The sequence below is a fragment of the Cognatilysobacter bugurensis genome (genome assembly GCF_014652095.1).
In the GTDB taxonomy this organism is placed as follows: domain Bacteria; phylum Pseudomonadota; class Gammaproteobacteria; order Xanthomonadales; family Xanthomonadaceae; genus Cognatilysobacter; species Cognatilysobacter bugurensis.
On the sequence record NZ_BMYD01000001.1, the window covers coordinates 1536745 to 1553302 of the forward strand.

Sequence of the window (16558 nt, forward strand, 5' to 3'; positions counted from 1 at the left end):
GCTCGACGATGCGAACCCGCCGCCGCGCCGCCCACCTGCCCACTCTCCCCTGCCTGCTCCTGGCTGCGGCCGCGGCCGCGCACGCACGCCCACCGGAGACCTGGGCGATCGACCCGGTGCACACCCGCGTGCAGTTCGCGGTCGACCACGCGGGATTTTCGAAGGCGATCGGAACGGTGTCGGGCAGCACCGGCACGCTGCGGTTCTCGCCGGACAGCTGGGCCGATGCGCACGTCGACGTCGAAGTGCCGATCACGCGGGTCGATCTGGGCGATGCACGCTGGAACGCGGCCACGCTGGCGCCGCGCCTGCTCGATGCCCAACGGCACCCGTCGGCCCGGTTCGTGTCCCGCGACGTCGAGCCGATCGACGACACGCGTGCGCGCGTCTGCGGCGAACTCACCCTGCGCGGCACAAGTGGCCCGCTGTGCCTCGACGTCGTTCGCAACGCGGTCAAGCGCCACCCGATGCCGCCGTTCCGCCGCACTGCGGGGTTTTCCGCGACCGGTACGCTCAGCCGCGCCGCGTTCGGCGTCGACGCCTGGCCGTCGATGATCGGCGACGCCGTCGAGTTGCGCATCGAACTCGAAGCTACGCGCTCGCGCGGCCGCGATGACGGCACCGCCGAGGATTCGCCCGAGGACACCGCCCGATGAGCTTCAAGAACCCGACCGACCGCTGGGGCCCGGTAAGCCAGGTGCTGCACTGGACGATCGCCGCGCTCATCGTCGCGGTTGCGGTCATCGGCCTGTGGATGGACACGCTGCCGCGCTCGCCGCGCACGATCGAGATCTACGCGCTGCACAAGTCGATTGGATTGACGATTCTCGTGCTTGCCACGCTGCGTCTTGCATGGCGGTTTTACGCGGGCGCACCGGCCACGCTTGCGGGGCTGCCGCGCTGGCAGGTGCGCATCGCCTCGCTCACGCATGCGGCGTTGTACGCCGTGATGTTCGCGATGCCGCTCAGCGGCTGGCTGCTCAACGCCGCCGCCGGTTACCCGCTGCAATGGTTCGGGCTGTTCAACGTGCCCCGCGTGATCGAACGCAGCGAGGCGTTGCATGAATTCGCAGAAGGCGTGCACGACATCGGCTTCTGGGTGCTGCTCGTGCTCGTCGTGGCGCATGCTGCGGCGGCATTCCACCACCATTTGTTTCGCGAGGACGACACACTGCGGCGCATGCTGCCGGGGCGTCGCATCTCGCGCACCGGAGAATCCGCATGAGCTTCATTCTGTTCCGCCGCGCCGGCGGCGCCGTCGCACTGATCGCGTCGATGCTTGCAGCCCCGGCGTTCGCAGTCGATTACGTGCAGGCACCGGGCTCCTCGCTCGCGTTCGCGACGAAATACCAGGGTGAGGTGTTCATCGGTCGCCTGCCGGGCTTCGTCACGACGATGCGCTTCGACCCCAAGCGCCTCGCCGACGCGAAGCTCGACGTGACGATCCCGCTCGCGCAAGCCACGGTCGAGCACCCCGACGGGACCGACGCGCTGCGCGGCAGCGATTTCTTCGACGCTGCGCGGCATCCGCAGGCGCGCTACACGGCCACGCGTTTCCGCGCGCTCGGGAGCAACCGCTACGCGGCCGACGGCACGCTGTCACTGCGCGGGGCAAGTAAGCCAGTCACGCTCGAGTTCACGTGGACGCCGGGCGCGAAGCCGGTGCTCACCGGACGCGCGACGGTGCCGCGGCTGGCGTTCGGCGTCGGCGGCGGTGATTGGGCCGACACCGACCTGATCCCGAACGATGTTGCGATCAGCACGCGCGTGAACCTCGCAGCGGCACGCTGACCCTCAGGCGCCGCCCGACAGGAAATCCGACGCGCGCGCGGCGTCGAAGGGCCAGTCGAGCTCGCTTCCACGCGCGGCATCGCGCAGCACCGGCACGCGCGTGCCGTAGCGAGCTTCGAGGGCCTCGTCGTCGTCGATGAACACGCTCTCGAACGCAGGCGCCCGCACGCTCGCGAGCACCTCGAGCGCGAGATCGCACAGATGGCAGTCGTCGCGCTGGTAGAGCACATACGTCGGCGCACGGTCGGCGGTCATCGGCGGGTCGGGGTGGGTGCAGGGCGGCTGCGTAGAATAGCGGGCCGCCTCGCGCGCCCGCGCGGGGCTTTTTGCATCCGACACCGTCGGTGGAGTTGTGCCTTGGCCGTCAGCAGTTTCGATTTATTCAAGATCGGCATCGGGCCGAGTTCGTCGCACACGGTCGGCCCGATGCGCGCGGCGGCGCGGTTCATCGAGCGCTGGATCGTTGAGAACGGCGACTTGCCGCGCACGGCGCGCGTCCGCGCCGAGGTCTACGGTTCGCTCGCGCTGACCGGCCGCGGCCACGGCACTGACAAGGCCGTGCTCATGGGCCTCGAGGGCCACTGGCCGAATGCGATTGACCCCGACATCATCCCGCCGGCGCTCGAGCGCATCCGCTCGACCAAGCGCATCCGGCTGCACGGCGCCGCGTCGGGTGAGAGCCGCGAGATCGGCTTCGACGAGAAGCACGACCTCATCATGAACAAGCGCCAGAAGCTGCCGTTCCACACGAACGGCATGCGTTTCACTGCGTACGACGCCGAGGGCGCCGTGATCGCGACGCGCGATTACTACTCGGTCGGTGGCGGCTTCGTCGTCAACCAGGACGAGGCCGCCGAAGACCGCATCGTCGCCGACGAGACGGATCTGCCCTACCCGTTCCATTCGGGCGATGAGCTGCTCGCGCAGTGCGCACAACACGATCTGTCGATCGCGCAGCTGATGTTCGCGAACGAGCAGGCGTGGCGCACGCCGGCCGAAATTGAATCCGGCCTCGACGAGATCTGGACCGCGATGCAGGCCTGCGTCGCGCGAGGAATTCGCGAGTCGGGCACGTTGCCGGGTGGATTGCACGTCGCTCGCCGCGCGCCGGCGCTGCACGCCGAGCTGTCACTGAAGCCCGAAGCGGCGATGCGCGATCCGCTCACGACGCTCGACTGGGTGAACCTATACGCGCTCGCCGTCAACGAGGAGAACGCCGCGGGCGGCCGCGTCGTGACGGCGCCCACCAATGGCGCGGCCGGCATCATCCCGTCGGTGCTGCACTACTACGACCGCTTCATCCCGAACGCGAACATCCAGGGCATCCGCACGTTCCTGCTCACGGCGGCCGCGGTCGGCATCCTCTACAAGGAAAACGCGTCGATCTCCGGTGCGGAAGTCGGCTGCCAGGGCGAAGTCGGCGTCGCGTGCTCGATGGCCGCCGCGGGCCTGACCGCCGCGATCGGCGGCACGCCGAGCCAGATCGAAAACGCGGCGGAAATCGGCATGGAGCACAACCTCGGCCTGACCTGCGATCCGATCGGCGGGCTCGTGCAGATCCCGTGCATCGAGCGCAACGCGATGGGCGCAGTGAAGGCGATCAACGCGAGCCGCATGGCGATGCGCGGCGACGGCAAGCACAAGGTCTCGCTCGACAAGGTCATCAAGACCATGCGCGACACCGGCCGCGACATGCAGGACAAGTACAAGGAAACGAGCCGCGGTGGGCTGGCGGTCAACGTCATCGAATGCTGATGAAGTGATGCAAGGCCGCCGTGAGCGATCCGGCGGTCACGGCGTGTTCCATCTAGGCCTCGCAGCGGCCCGCGCGCGGCGTGAGTGCACGTGCACACGGTGCCGATGTCGGTGCCACACGGCGGTCGAGCGGCATGTTGCTGAAGCGTTGGCCGGCCGACGACGCAGCGGCCTGCTCCGCTTTGGTCCCCAGCGTCAGCGCAACGCATGACGTCGTCAGCAGCCGCGCCAGAGTCAGCTCCCGGTAAACCGTGAAGCGCGGCCGGCCGCCCACCGTGCTCGTCGTCACGCTACGCGTCGCAACGTCCCGCCGTCCGCGATACATACGCGTCGAGCGCGTTATGGTCGGACGCATGCGTCTGTTGCGGAGTTCCGGTGAAGCGCTTCATCGCCCTCTCGATTGTGCTCCTGTTCGCCGTGCTCTTCGCGTGGCCCGCGGCTGCGCTCGATCCGGATGAGGCGCTGCACCGTCACGTGCGGGGCAGCTGGTCGATCGAGGACGGGATGCCGCAGATCAGCGCCCTCGCGATTGCGCAGGATCGCGAGGGCTACATCTGGGTCGGCACGCAGGCCGGCCTCGCACGCTTCGACGGCGTGCGCTTCACGTCCTACACGCCTGAAACGGAGCCGGGCCTGGCCGGCATGCAGGTGCGCGCCCTGCACGCGGGGCGCGACGGACGGGTCTGGATCGGCACGTACAAGGGTCTGAGCGTGCGTGACGGGGGCGGATTCCGATCGCTTCCGCCTGCCGACCCCAAGCGGTATCCGCAGCTCGACATTTACGCGATCACGGAGGACGCGAACGGCACCGTGTGGGTGGCGGCAAACGACGGCGTGTTCCGCGTGGCCGGCGATCGCCTCCACGCCGTTGCTGGGGGGCCCGTGCCGGCGCTGTCGCTGGCGATCGATCGCGACGGTCTCCATGCCGGCGGCCGCGGCGCCGTGCATCGCCTGTCAGCGCGCGGCTGGCAGGTGCAGCCGCTGCCTGCAGACGCCGCAACTGCAGCGGTCAACCGCGTGGTGCGCGCGCAGGGCCGCTTGTGGGCCGCGACCGCGCTCGGCCTCTACACACGCGAAGCCGACGGGTGGGTCGCGCACCCGGCGCCGGCGCTGCAGTCCGCGCCGTTCGACATGCTGCAACCCGACAGCGACGGAAACCTGTGGGTCGGCGGCGACACCGGGCTCGGCCGACTGCGCGACGGCAGGCTCGTCGAGTTCGTAGCGCCAAGTGCGGCCGGCGGTATTCCCGGTGTGCGCGTCGCGTTCGAAGACCGCGAAGGCAGCCTGTGGATCGGCAGCCAGTGGCAGGGCCTGGTGCGGATGTGGGACAGCTGGATCACGCGCTACAGCACGCCTGAAGGGCTCGACGAGCGCATCGTGTGGTCCGTCGCGCCCGACCCCGACGGGCGGCGCACCTGGGTGGGCACGAACGATGGGGTGAGCCTGCTCGAGGGCGGCCGCTTCCGCACCGTCATCCCGGGCCGGCGCCTGCCGCACCCGCAGGGCTACAACCTGTTCGCCGAGCCCGGCCGTGTCTGGGTGGGCACGCGCCGTGGCGTGGTGCTGTTCGACCCCGACGCGAGCGACGCCCGGACGGTCGAACGCCCGGCCGTGCTCGAGCCGCTGGACGGGTTGCAGATCAACGGCATCGTGCGGGACGGCGAGGCGTACTGGATCCCGACGATGGACGGCCTGTTCCGTCTCGACCTTGCCGAAGGCGGTGCGCTCGAAGGCGGCCGGCTGCGGCGTTTCGGCCCCGATGACGGCCTCGCCGATGCACGCGTGCGCTACGTGCACCGCACGCCCGGTGGGGAGGTGCTCGTCGGCACACAGAGCGGGCTCTACACGCGACAGGGCGATCGCTTCGTCGAGATCGGGCGCGCGCAGGGCCTGCCCCCCGACCTCGACGTCATCTCGATCGCCTCGCTCAAAGGCGGTGGACTGGCGATCGGCACGCTCGGCGAGCGGTTGCATGTGTTCGACGGGCGTCGCTGGGCCGAGCTCGACGCGGACCACGGCATGCCGCGCAACTCGCCGTTCTTCCTGACCGAGCACGACGGCGTGCTGTGGTCGGCCGGCCTGCGTGGCATCGGCCGCGTGCCCGTCGCCGACCTGCGGGCGTTCATGGCCGGCCGGCTCGACCGCGTGCGCGGCGAAATGCTGCTCAACGAGCGTGGCGACGCGGGCAGCGGCCAGCAGGGCTATTGCTGCAACGGCGCCGGCACCGCGAAGGGCTTCGTGCAAGGCAACACGCTGTGGTTGCCTTCGCGCGATGGGGTCGTCGCGATGGACACCACCGGCATCGTCAAGAACACGACCGCCCCGCGCGTGGTCATCGAGCGCATCCGTGTCGATGAGCAGTGGCGCGCGGCCGAGGCGATGGCGGGTGCGTCGCTGCCGGTCGGGGCACGGGACGTCTCGTTCGAATTCACCGTGCCGAGCTTCCAAGACCCCGAGAGCGTCGGCGTCGAATACCGGCTTGCAGGCTACGACCGCGACTGGCGCATCGGCGATGCGCTGAACCGCAGCGCGCACTACACGAACCTGCCGCCAGGCGATTACGCGTTTGAAGCGCGTGGCTCGAACAACGCCGGGGTGCGCAGCGCGGGCGTTGCGCGGCTGCGCTTCTCGATCCCGCCGCGTTTCCACGAAACCGCGCTGTTCTACGCGCTTTCCGCCCTGCTGCTCGCATCGCTCGTGTTCGCGGGCTACCGCTTGCAGAAGCACCGCTACCGCATGCGCCAGCGCGAGCTGGAAAGCATCGTGCAGCAACGCACCGAGGCGCTCGAGATCGCAAACCGCCGTCTCGAGGAGGCCAGCCAGACCGATCCGCTGACCGGGCTGCGCAACCGCCGCTACATGGCCAACCAGATTCCCGCCGACCTCGCGTTCTACGACCGCCGCCGCCAGCAGGGCGAGATCCTGGAAGAGGCGATCGTGTTCGCGCTCGTCGACATCGATCATTTCAAGACCGTGAACGACCGGCACGGCCACCGTGCGGGCGATCGCGTGCTGCAGCAGTTCGCGCAGGTGCTGTCCGCGCTCGTGCGCGGCGGCGATTACGTGGTGCGCTGGGGCGGCGAGGAATTTCTGATCGTGTTCCGGCCGATGGAGGCGCGGCACCTGTCGATGCTCGGCGACCGCATCCGCACGGCGGTGGCGGATCACGCCTTCGACATCGGCACCGGCACGCCGTTGCGCATCACCTGCTCGGCCGGCCTCGTGGAATACCCGCTGTTTCGCGATCACCGCATGCAGCTGGGTTGGGAGGCGATGGTCGAGCTCGCGGATCAGGCGCTGTACTACATGAAGACGCACGGTCGCGACGGCTGGGCGGCGTTCCGACCCACGGCGAGCACCGACATTTCGACGCTGTTGACCGACCTGCAGCATGGGCCGGATGACCTGCTAGCCGATGGCCGCCTCGCCCTCATCCACAGCCGCGAACAGGACTGAAGCGGGCCACGGCGGCTGTCACTGCATCCACACATCGGGGCCTGGGTGTCGGGCGTATGCTCCTGAACATGGGTACGCCCCGCCGCTTCAGCCTGCCGGCACCGACCGCGCCCTGGACCGCGTTTGCGCTCGGCGCGCTGTACTTCTTTGCCTGCGCGCTTTCGTCGCTGATGATCTACGGCAAGGATTCGGTCGCGCTGTTCTGGCCGGCCGCGGGTGTCGCGCTGATCGGGTTGCTGCACTTCGGCCTGCGGCACTTCTGGTTCATTCCGCTTGCGTTGATCGTCTATCACGCCACGCTCTCGCCGATCCCCGCTGCGTTTCTCCCGTTCTCGCTTGCCGCGAACACACTCTCGGCGATCGCGGGCGTGATGCTCGTGCAGCGGGGTCCGCCGCTGCGGCTCGACGTGCGCGGAGGCTTCCGCGTGTTCTGCGGCGGTGCGGTGCTCGCGCTGATCAGCGCGACGATCGGCGTCGCCGGCATGCGCGTGTCCGGGATGCTGCCGTCCTCCGGCACGCTCTCGGCCTGGGTGCACTGGATGCTGGGCAGCCTGCTCGGCATCGCTTCGGTCGGCCCGGCGATGCTGCTGACCCTGCGCGCGCGGCCGACGGGCCTCGATGAGAGCGGCGAATACGGACGCGAGCCCGAGCGGATGGCGTGGCTCGTCGCGCTCGCTGCGAGCTTCCTCGTGATGGCCTGGGGCGCGACCGCCGGCGGGCCGTACGTGCTGGGCCTGACAGCGCTTCCACTGGCCGCGCTGACCTGGAGCGCGATCCGTTTCCGCCCGTGGTGGACCGCGCTCGGCTCGATGGTGACCAGCCTGCTGATCGGCGTGTTCGCCGGCTTCGGCCTTGCAGGCTATGCGGTGCCCACGCGCGCGATCGACGCGGTGCAGCTGCTCGGCTTCCTGACCCTGCTCGCGGTGCTGCCGGTCGTCGTCGCGGTCAGTGCGCACGAGCGTCGCGCGGTGACGCGACGCATGCTGCGCAACGCGCTGACCGATCCGATCACCGGCCTGCCCAACCGCAACGCGTTCGAGCAGACCGCGCGGCGTCTGCTCACTGCGGAAGGCAGGCCGCCGCTCGCCCTTGCCTACATCGACCTCGACCACCTCAAGCTCGTCAACGACACCGCGAGCCACGCGGCCGGCGACACCCTGATCCGCGGCGTCGGCGGCGTGCTGCTGGCCGCGATGCGCCCGCACGACGTGCTCGGCCACCTCGGCGGCGACGAATTCGCGGTGCTCATGCACAACGTGCTGCCGGCCACCGCCGAGGACCGGGCGCGGCAGCTGCTGCGCGACATCGCGGTGTACCGCACCGACTGGGAGGGCCGCATGCTCGGCGCGACCGCCAGCCTCGGGCTGGTGGCGTTCGACCGCGAGGAATCGGATTTCGCGCGCCTGCTGTCCCAGGCCGACGCCGCGTGCTTCAACGCAAAGGAGCTCGGCGGCGACCAGATCTGCCGCGCCTCGCTCGACGCCGGCGGCCAGCACGACCACACGCAGCCGATGCGCTGGGCCGTGCGTGCGCGGGAGGCCGTCGAGAACCGCACGCTCGTGCTCTATTCGCAGGCGATCGTGCCGTTGCACGACGACGGGCCACACGGCCGCCACTTTGAACTGCTCCTGCGGCTGCGCGACCCCGACACCGGCGAGCTGCTGATGCCCTCGCAGTTTTTCTCGGCGGCCGGACGCTTCCGGCTCGGTGTGCGCATCGACCGTGAAGTCATCGAACTCGCGCTCGACTGGCTCGAGCGCCATGCCGATCCGCGTGACATCGACCTGTGCAGCATCAACCTGTCGGCCGAATCGATCGTGGACGAAGGCTTCACCTCGTTCATTACGCAGCGCTTGCGTCGCACGACGTTCCCGCCGCAGAAGCTGTGCCTGGAGATCACCGAAACCAGCGCGCTGCGCGACATCGCCCGCGCGCAGCGGTTCATCTCGCAGATGCGCGAACTCGGCTGCCGCTTCGCGCTCGATGACTTCGGCACCGGCTTTTGTTCGTTCGGCTACCTGCGCTCGCTGGACGTCGACTACTTCAAGATCGACGGCAGCTTCGTGCGCGAGCTCGAAACCTCACCGTTGTCGTTGCCGATCGTGCGGGCAATCACCGACATCGCGCACACGCTCGACAAGCGGAGCATCGCCGAACACACCGAAACGCCGCACCAGATCGAGACGCTTGCGCGGCTCGGCGTCGACATGGCGCAGGGCTACGGCGTGCATCGGCCCGAACCGATCGAGCATTACTTCACGCGACACGTGCCGGCCCCGAACCTCGGCGGCGTGCACGCGACGACGCGTCACTGAACGGTCGTCAGTCCGACGCCCCCCCGCGCGATGCGCAACGCGTCGTCGAGCAGCGCCGCGGCCGTGACCCCGGCACCGGCGCCCGCGCCCTGGATCACGAGCGGGCGCTCTGCGTAACGGTCACAGGTGATTGCCACGCGGTTGTCGGCGCCACCGCCTGCGGCCAGCGCGTCGTCGGCAGGCAAGGATTCCAGACCGACCGTAGCCCGCACCCGCGGCCCCGAGAGATCGAGACGGCCGACAAAGCGCAGCTTCGCGCCGTTGCGGTACGCGGCGGCAAAGCGTGTGCGCATGGGCGCGTCGAGCGCTTCGAGCGAGCCGTCCACCTCATGCGGTGCAACGCGCGCGAGGGTGTCGGGCACGAGCGATTCCACCTGCACGTCGCCGGCGTCGAGCGCGATGCCGAGGCTGCGCGCGAGGATCAGCAGCTTGCGGCGCACGTCCTCGCCCGACAGGTCGTCGCGGGGATCGGGCTCGGTGTAGCCCGCCTCGCGCGCCTCGCGCACGAAGCGCGAGAACGGACGCAGGCCGTCGTACTCCGAGAACAGCCAGCCCAGCGATCCCGAGAGCACACCGGCCACCGCGTGGATGCAGTCGCCTCCGGCCTGCAACCCGCGCAGCGTGCGCAGCAGCGGCAAGCCTGCGCCTACCGTGGCGCTGTCGCCGTAGCGGGCCCCGCTGCGGGCCCAGGCCGTGCGGATCGCCTGCCAGCGCGCGAGCGGACCGCCCTGCCCAAGCTTGCACGCGGTCACGACGTGCACGCCCTGCGCGAGCCAGCGCGCATGGCGATCGGCGACCTCCTCGCTCGCGGTTGCATCGATGACGATGCGTGCATTGCGCCCTCGCAGCGCGGCGCTCACCTGTTCGAGGTCACTTGCCCGCACCTCGGGCACGCGCAACATCGGGACCAGGCGGGCCGGCGAGTCGCCACCGGCATCGGGCAGCGCCGGTCCGATCCACCCGGCAACCCGCGCGGCATCAAGCCCGTATGGGTCTTCGATCGCAACCCGCGAATTGGCGACGTGCTGGAGCGACAGGCCATGCGCGGCACCCGTGCGCTGCCACCCGCCCAGCCGGGCGAGCACAGCGCGCCCGACGGTGCCGGTGCCGAGCAGCGCGATGTGCGCCGTCGGCGCGGCGCTGGGCGTTGCCCGCACCGTCGCGGGATGCGCGCTCATGGAGCTGCGCGTCGCGCACGCACGGCACATTGGGCGCGGTCGAGTGCGGCGAGCAGGTCGGCGCACAGGTCGTCGAGATGCTCGATGCCGACCGACAACCGCAGCAGCCCGTCGCCGATGCCCGCCGCCGCGCGCGCCTCGACCGACATCGCCGCGTGCGTCATCGTGGCCGGATGCGCGACGAGGCTCTCGACGCCGCCGAGCGACTCGGCGAGCGTGAAGCACGCAAGCCCGTCGACGAACGCGCGCACCGCGTCTTCCGCGCAGCCGCCGGGCCCACCGTCCAGTTCAAGGCTCAGCATGGCGCCGAATCCGCGCTGCTGGCGCGCGGCAAGCGCATGACCCGGATGCGATTCGAGACCCGGGTAATGCACCGCGCGCACGGCCGGATGCGCATCGAGCAGGGCCGCGATCGCGAGCGTGTTTTCCTGGTGCACGCGCAGGCGGGCGTCGAGCGTGCGCAGGCCGCGCAGGGTCAGGAAGCTGTCGAACGGCGCGCCGGTCAGCCCGAGCGCGTTCGCCCACCACGTCAGTCGCTCATGCACTGCCGCGTCGCGCGAAATCACGGCGCCGCCGACGACGTCGCTGTGGCCGTTGATGTATTTGGTCGTCGAATGCACGACGACATCGGCGCCGAATGCGATCGGTGTCTGCAACGCGGGCGACAGGAAGGTGTTGTCGACGATCGCGAGCGCACCGGCCGCGTGCGCCGCGTCGATGACGAAGCGCAGATCGGTGACGCGCAGCAGCGGGTTGGACGGCGTCTCGATCCACACCACGGCCGGGCGTCCGGCCAGCGCAGCGCTGAGCTCACGCGGGTCGGTGAGGTCGCAGGTCACGAGTTCGAACGCGCCCTTCGCAGCGAGCGCATTGAACAACCGCCAGCTGCCGCCGTAGCCGTCATGCGGCACCACGAGGCGGTCGCCGGGCTTGAGCAGCGCGTGCAGCACCAGCGTGATCGAGGCCATGCCGGTGGCGGTGATCACGCCGCCCACGCCGCCTTCGAGTTCAGCCAGTGCGTCGCCGAGGAGGTCGCGCGTCGGGTTGCCGCTGCGCGTGTAGTCGTAGGTGCGCTTTTCGTTGAAGCCGGCGAAGCTGAAATTTGACGACAGCACGAGCGGCGGCGTGACCGCGCCGAACGCGGTGTCTCGGTCGATGCCGGCACGCACGGCGGCGGTGCTGGGATGCCGCGCCGGGCCTGCGCCGATCGGCAAATCGCGCACGGCGCTCATGCCACGCCCTCCTGCGCGAGCGCATCGCGGATGATGCGCGCGATCGCGTCGGGCTCCTTGAGGAAGGCATCGTGCCCGTACGGGGAATGCAGCACGTGCAGGCGTGCATCGCGCAGGCGACCGGCCAGTTCACGCGCGTCGTCGAGCGGCACGAGACGGTCTTGCGCGATCGCCACGACGTCGACCGGCACCGCGATCGATTCGGGTTCGATCGCCTGCAGATCGATCGACTCGGACAGCCGCAGGAACGCAGCGGCCGGCGTCCGCGCCGCGTAGGTCGCGCCGCAGTGGTCGAGATAGGCCTCTGCGCCGACGCACACGCGGCCGTTGGCGACGGTGGCGGCGCCGAAACGTGTATCGAACTCCTCCGGCGTGCGGTAGCTGAGCATCGCCAACTGGCGCGCGAGCGCGACGCCGTGCGCCTCATCGCACTGCAGCGCGCCGAGTGCGACCGCCTGCCGCTGCAGGGCGCGCCACGCGCTTGCATACGGATGCGCGCGGTGCGTGCCGCTGATCGCGACGAGCCGGCGCAGGCGATCGCCGTGGCGCGCCGCGAACTGCAGGCCGACCATCGCGCCGTACGAGCTGCCGACGAACGCGTCGAGCGCGTCCAGTTCCAGCGCGTCGAGCAACGCGGCGAGTGCGTCCGCCTGGTCGGTGGGATCGATCACGACATCGAGCGCGCCGTCGGCGCCGACCCAGTCGAACGCGAGCACCGCGACGCGGGCCGGGTCGAGCGCACGACCGCTGCCGACCTGCGCGTCCCACCAGCCCGGCTCGGAAAACGCCGTGCTCGCCGCTGCGTGCCGGTGGGCCGAAATGCCGCCGGCCACGCACACGACAGGCGCGCCGAGCTGACCGAGAAGCTCGTATCGGACGGTCACTCGATGCGCGCCGGCGTGACGCAGGACGAGATCGACGGTGACTTCGCCGCGACGCGCCGCGAACGGAACGGGCGGCGCGAACGACGCGGCGACGTCCTCGAAATGGACGGAGGGACTACAGGGCGCGGCAGAGGCGCTGGAGGCAGAGGTGAGGCTCATCGTGGGGCTCCGGAAAGGTCGGGCCATCGAGCCTGCGGCGCCTGCGCCAGAGCGCATGCGCAGCCATCTTCCGGCCCCCTTTCGGGGCACCGCAGGATTTGGCACCTGGCGCGGCGTGCGCTGGTTGCCCCGGCTTCAAAGGGCCTGTCCCTCTGCCGGTCTCGATGGGCAGGCGCAGTCTGCGCCGATCGACTCGCCATATCAATCGCTTTATCGGCATGAAGAGATATGACGTTTGGACATGAGTCCGCGTCCAGCCGTTCTTTGGCCCGCCCGGGCCGACACGCGAGGTCCGCAGGCGCGCCGCATACACTGGCGCGATGAGGATCCGACTTCTTGCCGCCGCCACCGCATTCGCACTCGTCACCGGCTGCGCGACGCGCGCCCCGCAACCGGCCCCCGAGCCGCCGGCAGCGGAGCCGGCCGCGCAGCTCATTACGCTGCCCGAAACCTACGTGTCCGATGCATCGCCTGCGGACGAGCTGGACTCGCTTGCGACGTGGGTCACCGAGGACGGGCGCACGTGGCTCATCGCGAGCGCCAAAGCCAGCCATCGCCTCGTTGTGTTCGACGCCGACAGCGGCGAGCGCGTTCGCGAAGTGGGCATGCGCGGCAACGCGCCCGGGCAGTTCAACCGCCCGAACGGCCTGGCCGTGCATGGCGACGTGCTGTTCGTCGTCGAGCGCGACAATCGCCGCGTGCAGGCACTCTCGCTGCCCGACTTCGAGCCGCTCGGCACGTTCGGCGAGGGCGAGCTGCGCAGCCCGTACGGCCTGTGGATGCACGAGAGCGAGCCCGGCGAACTCGACGTCTACGTCACCGACAGCTTCATGCTCGGCGAGCGTCACGACGTGGTCCCGCCGCTGGGCGAACTCGACGAGCGCGTGCGGCGTTACCGCATCGCGGTCGGCAACGACGGTGAGTTGCGCGCGCGTCATGTCGGCGCGTTCGGCGACACGACCGAGCAGGCCGCGCTGCGCGTCGTCGAGTCGATCGCCGGCGACCCCGCGCACGACCGCCTCCTCGTCGCCGACGAGAGCACGGCCGTGCATGGCGGCATGTCCACGCTCGTGGAGTACACCCTCGACGGGCGCCCGACCGGACGCCGCCTGCCGCCGACCCGCTTCCGCGCGCAGGCCGAGGGCGTCGTGCTGTGGAGCTGCCCCGACGGCAGCGGCTACTGGATCGCGGTGGACCAGCTCGCGCCGCTCACCGCGTTCCACCTGTTCGATCGCACGACGCTCGAGCCGCGCGGCAGCTTCCAGGGCCACGTCACCGCGCACACCGATGGCGTCGTGCTGCATGCGGCGAGCACGCCGAGCTTTCCCGGGGGCGCGCTGTTCGCGGTCCACGACGATCGCGCAGTGACGGCCTTCGACCTGCGTACGGTCGCGAAGTCGCTCGCGCTCGCGCCCGGCTGCACCGACTGACGCCATGCGCACGGCCTGGCTCGCGTTGCTCGGCCTCGCAGTCGCGGCCGCCGGCGTGGCCGCCTCGACCGACACGCTCTATCGCTGGACCGACCCGCAGGGCGTCAACCATTACGCCGACACCGCGCCTCCCGGGCGCACCGCCAAGGCCGTGCCCGTGGCACCGACGGTGAGCCCGGCGCGCGCCGATGCGATGCCAGGCGTGGCCGTCGAACCGATCGCACGGCTGCGCATCGAACAGGTCGGCGGCCGCAACCAGGCCTGGGCCGACAACCTGCTCGGCGGACCGGTCGAGGTGCGGCTGCGATTCCAGCGCCAGCGCAATGTCGTGAGCGATCCGCCGTTGCCCGCGCGCGCGACGCTCCCGGCCGGCAGCAGCGTGCTGCTCGCGGTGCTCGGCGTGGCCGAAACCGGCGTCGGCGGCGGTGATTTTCAGCTTCAGATGGACAGCCTGCCGGGTGATCCGGCGGCGCGGCCACAGGACGTCGAGTACCGTCTGCCACTGCCGCATGCGCAGGTGCCGCGCATCGACCAGGGCTACGGCGGCCGCTTCAGCCATACGGATGCGCAGAACCGCTACGCCGTCGACTTCGCCGTGCCCGAGGGCACGCCCGTGCTCGCCGCGCGCGAGGGCGCGGTGATGCAGGTCGAGTCAGGGTTCCGCAACGCCGGCACCAACGCCGCACGGTTTGCGGCCCAGGCCAACTACGTGCGCATTGCGCACGACGACGGGACGATGGCCGTCTACGCGCACCTGCAACCCGACGGCGCGCTCGTGCGCGTGGGCCAGCGCGTGCAGGCCGGCGAGCGCATCGGGCTGTCCGGCAACACCGGCTATACGACCGGGCCGCACCTGCACTTCGTGGTGCAGGTCAACCGGGGAATGCGCATCGAATCGCTGCCGTTCCGCATGCGCGGCCCCGCCGGGCCGCTGCAGATCGGTCAACGCTGAGCGTCAGGCCGGCTCGGCCATCTGCTCAGCCAGTGCGCGCCACTGCGGCAGCTTGTCGAGCACGCCGACCGTCCGCAGGTAGTCCTCATCGACGTCGTCACCGGTGACCAGCGCCGCGGCGACGTGCACCGCGCCCGTTACCCAAAAGCCGCTGCCGCGGAGCCGCGACGGCATGCGGTGATACGCGACGGCTTCGACGATCGGCATCGGCAGGCCCCACAGGCCGAGCAGGTAGGCGCCCGCCTCCGCGTAGTCCGGGCCGCCATCGCCATCGCCTACGCCAGGCAGCAGCAGGCCGACCTCGGCCAGCAGGCCCGCGGTGGCCGCGAGTTCCGCGCTCGATCCGCCGAGCAGTCGGGCCGCGAGCCGCGACGTGCGCAGCGCACGCTCCTGCATCGCGTCGCGGTCGACCGTATCGGACGACTGCACCGAGCCGAACGTTTCGCTCGCCAGCACCAGCCCGCGCAGCGACTGCATGCCCAGCCGGGTGACCGCGGTGCGCATGTCGCTGATCTGCCGCCCGCCGGAGAAGAACGCCGAGTTGCAAAGCCGCAGCACTTTCGCCGCGACCCCGGGGTCCTGCGAGAGCACTTCGGCCACTTCGAAATTGCTCGTGTCCGGGTCGCGCAGCAGCTGGGTCAGCTCGATGTAGACGCGCGGCGGCGGAGGCAGCGAGCCGATGCGTCCGATGGCCTGCTTGAGTTCGGCGCTGTCGAGCAGCTCCCGCAGGTCCACCACGCTGTCGACGGCCTCGATCAGCTCGGACGCGTCGAGCGGCGTGTTGAGCATGCGGTGCGCGCAATCGAGCGCGTGGAGCGCGTGGCTTTCCTCGCCCTTGTCGAGCAACACGATGCGCACGGCTTCCGGATACGCGTTGCGCATCTGCGCCAGGATCTCGGCGCCATGCAGGGTGCCAAGGCGCAGCGGGCAGACGAACACGTCCACCGGCTCATCTGCCGTCATCGCGTCCGGATCGGTCACATCGACCCCGGCGACCTCCCAGTCCAGCCCGATCCCCACCAACGCCTGCTTCAACTCGCCGGCCTGGCCCGAGCCCTCACCCGCGATCACAATCCGCACTGAGTGTTTCTCCCAAAACTCTCCTGTGAGCGATGGTAGACCTGTGCTCACGGCAGGCCCGCGCGCTGTGAACGGCAGATCGCCGAAGTGCTGTCGCGCGCACATTCCGGCTGGACGATGCGCACACCGCGACACAACGCGCAAGCGCCACGGTCTGCGCCCCTGGGCAGCGCCCCGTGCGAACCGCACGAGCGCCACGGCCAGCGGTGATGCGGGCGCCGGCATGGACGCGCCAGCCCGGTGAAACTTGGATTGCAGTGCGACTCGGCCGTCACTTCACCGCGTGGTGATCAGCGCAGCCCCGTCATGAAACCGTCTCGTCGAAC

General features: G+C 70.3%; 13 protein-coding genes and 1 riboswitch. Of the genes, 8 read left to right on the plus strand and 5 right to left on the minus strand.

Annotation, left to right across the window (positions count from 1 at the left end; translation table 11 throughout):
- Window positions 1-8: 8 nt before the first annotated feature.
- The 3 genes from IE075_RS06980 to IE075_RS06990 are packed head-to-tail and all read left to right on the plus strand — an operon-like array spanning window position 9 to window position 1791.
- The gene (locus tag IE075_RS06980) at window positions 9-656 is read left to right on the plus strand and encodes a YceI family protein (protein WP_189454587.1); all 648 of its coding nucleotides are present in this window, start codon (window positions 9-11) and stop codon (window positions 654-656) included.
- Window positions 653-1225: a cytochrome b gene (locus IE075_RS06985; protein WP_189454589.1), complete on the plus strand. Its 573-nt coding sequence runs from the start codon at window positions 653-655 to the stop codon at window positions 1223-1225. The genes IE075_RS06980 and IE075_RS06985 overlap by 4 nt, the downstream gene beginning before the upstream one ends.
- On the plus strand, window positions 1222-1791 hold the full coding sequence (locus tag IE075_RS06990) for a YceI family protein (protein ID WP_189454591.1): 570 nt from the start codon (window positions 1222-1224) through the stop codon (window positions 1789-1791). The genes IE075_RS06985 and IE075_RS06990 overlap by 4 nt, the downstream gene beginning before the upstream one ends.
- Window positions 1792-1794: 3 nt before the next feature.
- Here IE075_RS06990 and IE075_RS06995 read toward each other — a convergent pair whose 3' ends face one another.
- Window positions 1795-2046, minus strand: coding sequence for a glutaredoxin family protein (locus IE075_RS06995; RefSeq protein WP_189454593.1), 252 nt, complete (start codon window positions 2044-2046; stop codon window positions 1795-1797).
- 102 nt (window positions 2047-2148) lie between these two features.
- Between IE075_RS06995 and IE075_RS07000 the strand changes: the two genes are divergently transcribed.
- From IE075_RS07000 to IE075_RS07010, 3 genes are all read left to right on the plus strand, one after another.
- Window positions 2149-3546, plus strand: a complete 1398-nt coding sequence (locus IE075_RS07000; protein ID WP_189454595.1) for an L-serine ammonia-lyase — start codon at window positions 2149-2151, stop codon at window positions 3544-3546.
- 375 nt (window positions 3547-3921) lie between these two features.
- A complete protein-coding gene (locus IE075_RS07005) occupies window positions 3922-7002 on the plus strand; it encodes a ligand-binding sensor domain-containing diguanylate cyclase (protein ID WP_189454597.1) in 3081 nt (1026 codons plus the stop codon).
- 68 nt (window positions 7003-7070) lie between these two features.
- Window positions 7071-9317 carry a putative bifunctional diguanylate cyclase/phosphodiesterase gene (locus IE075_RS07010; protein ID WP_189454599.1) on the plus strand — a complete coding sequence of 749 codons (2247 nt, stop codon included), beginning with the start codon at window positions 7071-7073 and terminating at the stop codon, window positions 9315-9317.
- Here IE075_RS07010 and IE075_RS07015 read toward each other — a convergent pair.
- The 3 genes from IE075_RS07015 to metX are packed head-to-tail and all read right to left on the minus strand — an operon-like array spanning window position 9311 to window position 12770.
- Window positions 9311-10495, minus strand: a complete 1185-nt coding sequence (locus IE075_RS07015) for a homoserine dehydrogenase family protein (RefSeq protein WP_189454601.1) — start codon at window positions 10493-10495, stop codon at window positions 9311-9313. The two genes, IE075_RS07010 and IE075_RS07015, sit on opposite strands and share 7 nt — an antisense overlap.
- Window positions 10492-11727 (minus strand): cystathionine gamma-synthase, encoded by a 1236-nt coding sequence (gene metB / locus IE075_RS07020; protein ID WP_189454603.1) that lies wholly within the window; start codon window positions 11725-11727, stop codon window positions 10492-10494. The genes IE075_RS07015 and metB overlap by 4 nt, the downstream gene beginning before the upstream one ends.
- Entirely contained in the window at window positions 11724-12770 is a 1047-nt protein-coding gene (metX, locus tag IE075_RS07025; protein WP_189454605.1) for a homoserine O-succinyltransferase MetX, read from the minus strand. Before metX ends, metB begins: the two co-directional genes overlap by 4 nt.
- 60 nt (window positions 12771-12830) lie before the next feature.
- Window positions 12831-12941, minus strand: a riboswitch (SAM riboswitch).
- A 149-nt stretch (window positions 12942-13090) separates the two neighbouring features.
- On the opposite strand from metX, the gene IE075_RS07030 reads away from it, so the two are divergent.
- Both IE075_RS07030 and IE075_RS07035 read left to right on the plus strand, forming a co-directional pair.
- Window positions 13091-14200, plus strand: coding sequence for a phytase (locus IE075_RS07030; protein WP_189454607.1), 1110 nt, complete (start codon window positions 13091-13093; stop codon window positions 14198-14200).
- A gap of 4 nt (window positions 14201-14204) precedes the next feature.
- Window positions 14205-15152 carry a peptidoglycan DD-metalloendopeptidase family protein gene (locus tag IE075_RS07035; protein WP_189454609.1) on the plus strand — a complete coding sequence of 316 codons (948 nt, stop codon included), beginning with the start codon at window positions 14205-14207 and terminating at the stop codon, window positions 15150-15152.
- A gap of 3 nt (window positions 15153-15155) precedes the next feature.
- On the opposite strand, the gene IE075_RS07040 is transcribed toward IE075_RS07035, so the two are convergent.
- Entirely contained in the window at window positions 15156-16232 is a 1077-nt protein-coding gene (locus IE075_RS07040) for an HDOD domain-containing protein (RefSeq protein WP_189454611.1), read from the minus strand.
- Window positions 16233-16558: the final 326 nt, after the last annotated feature.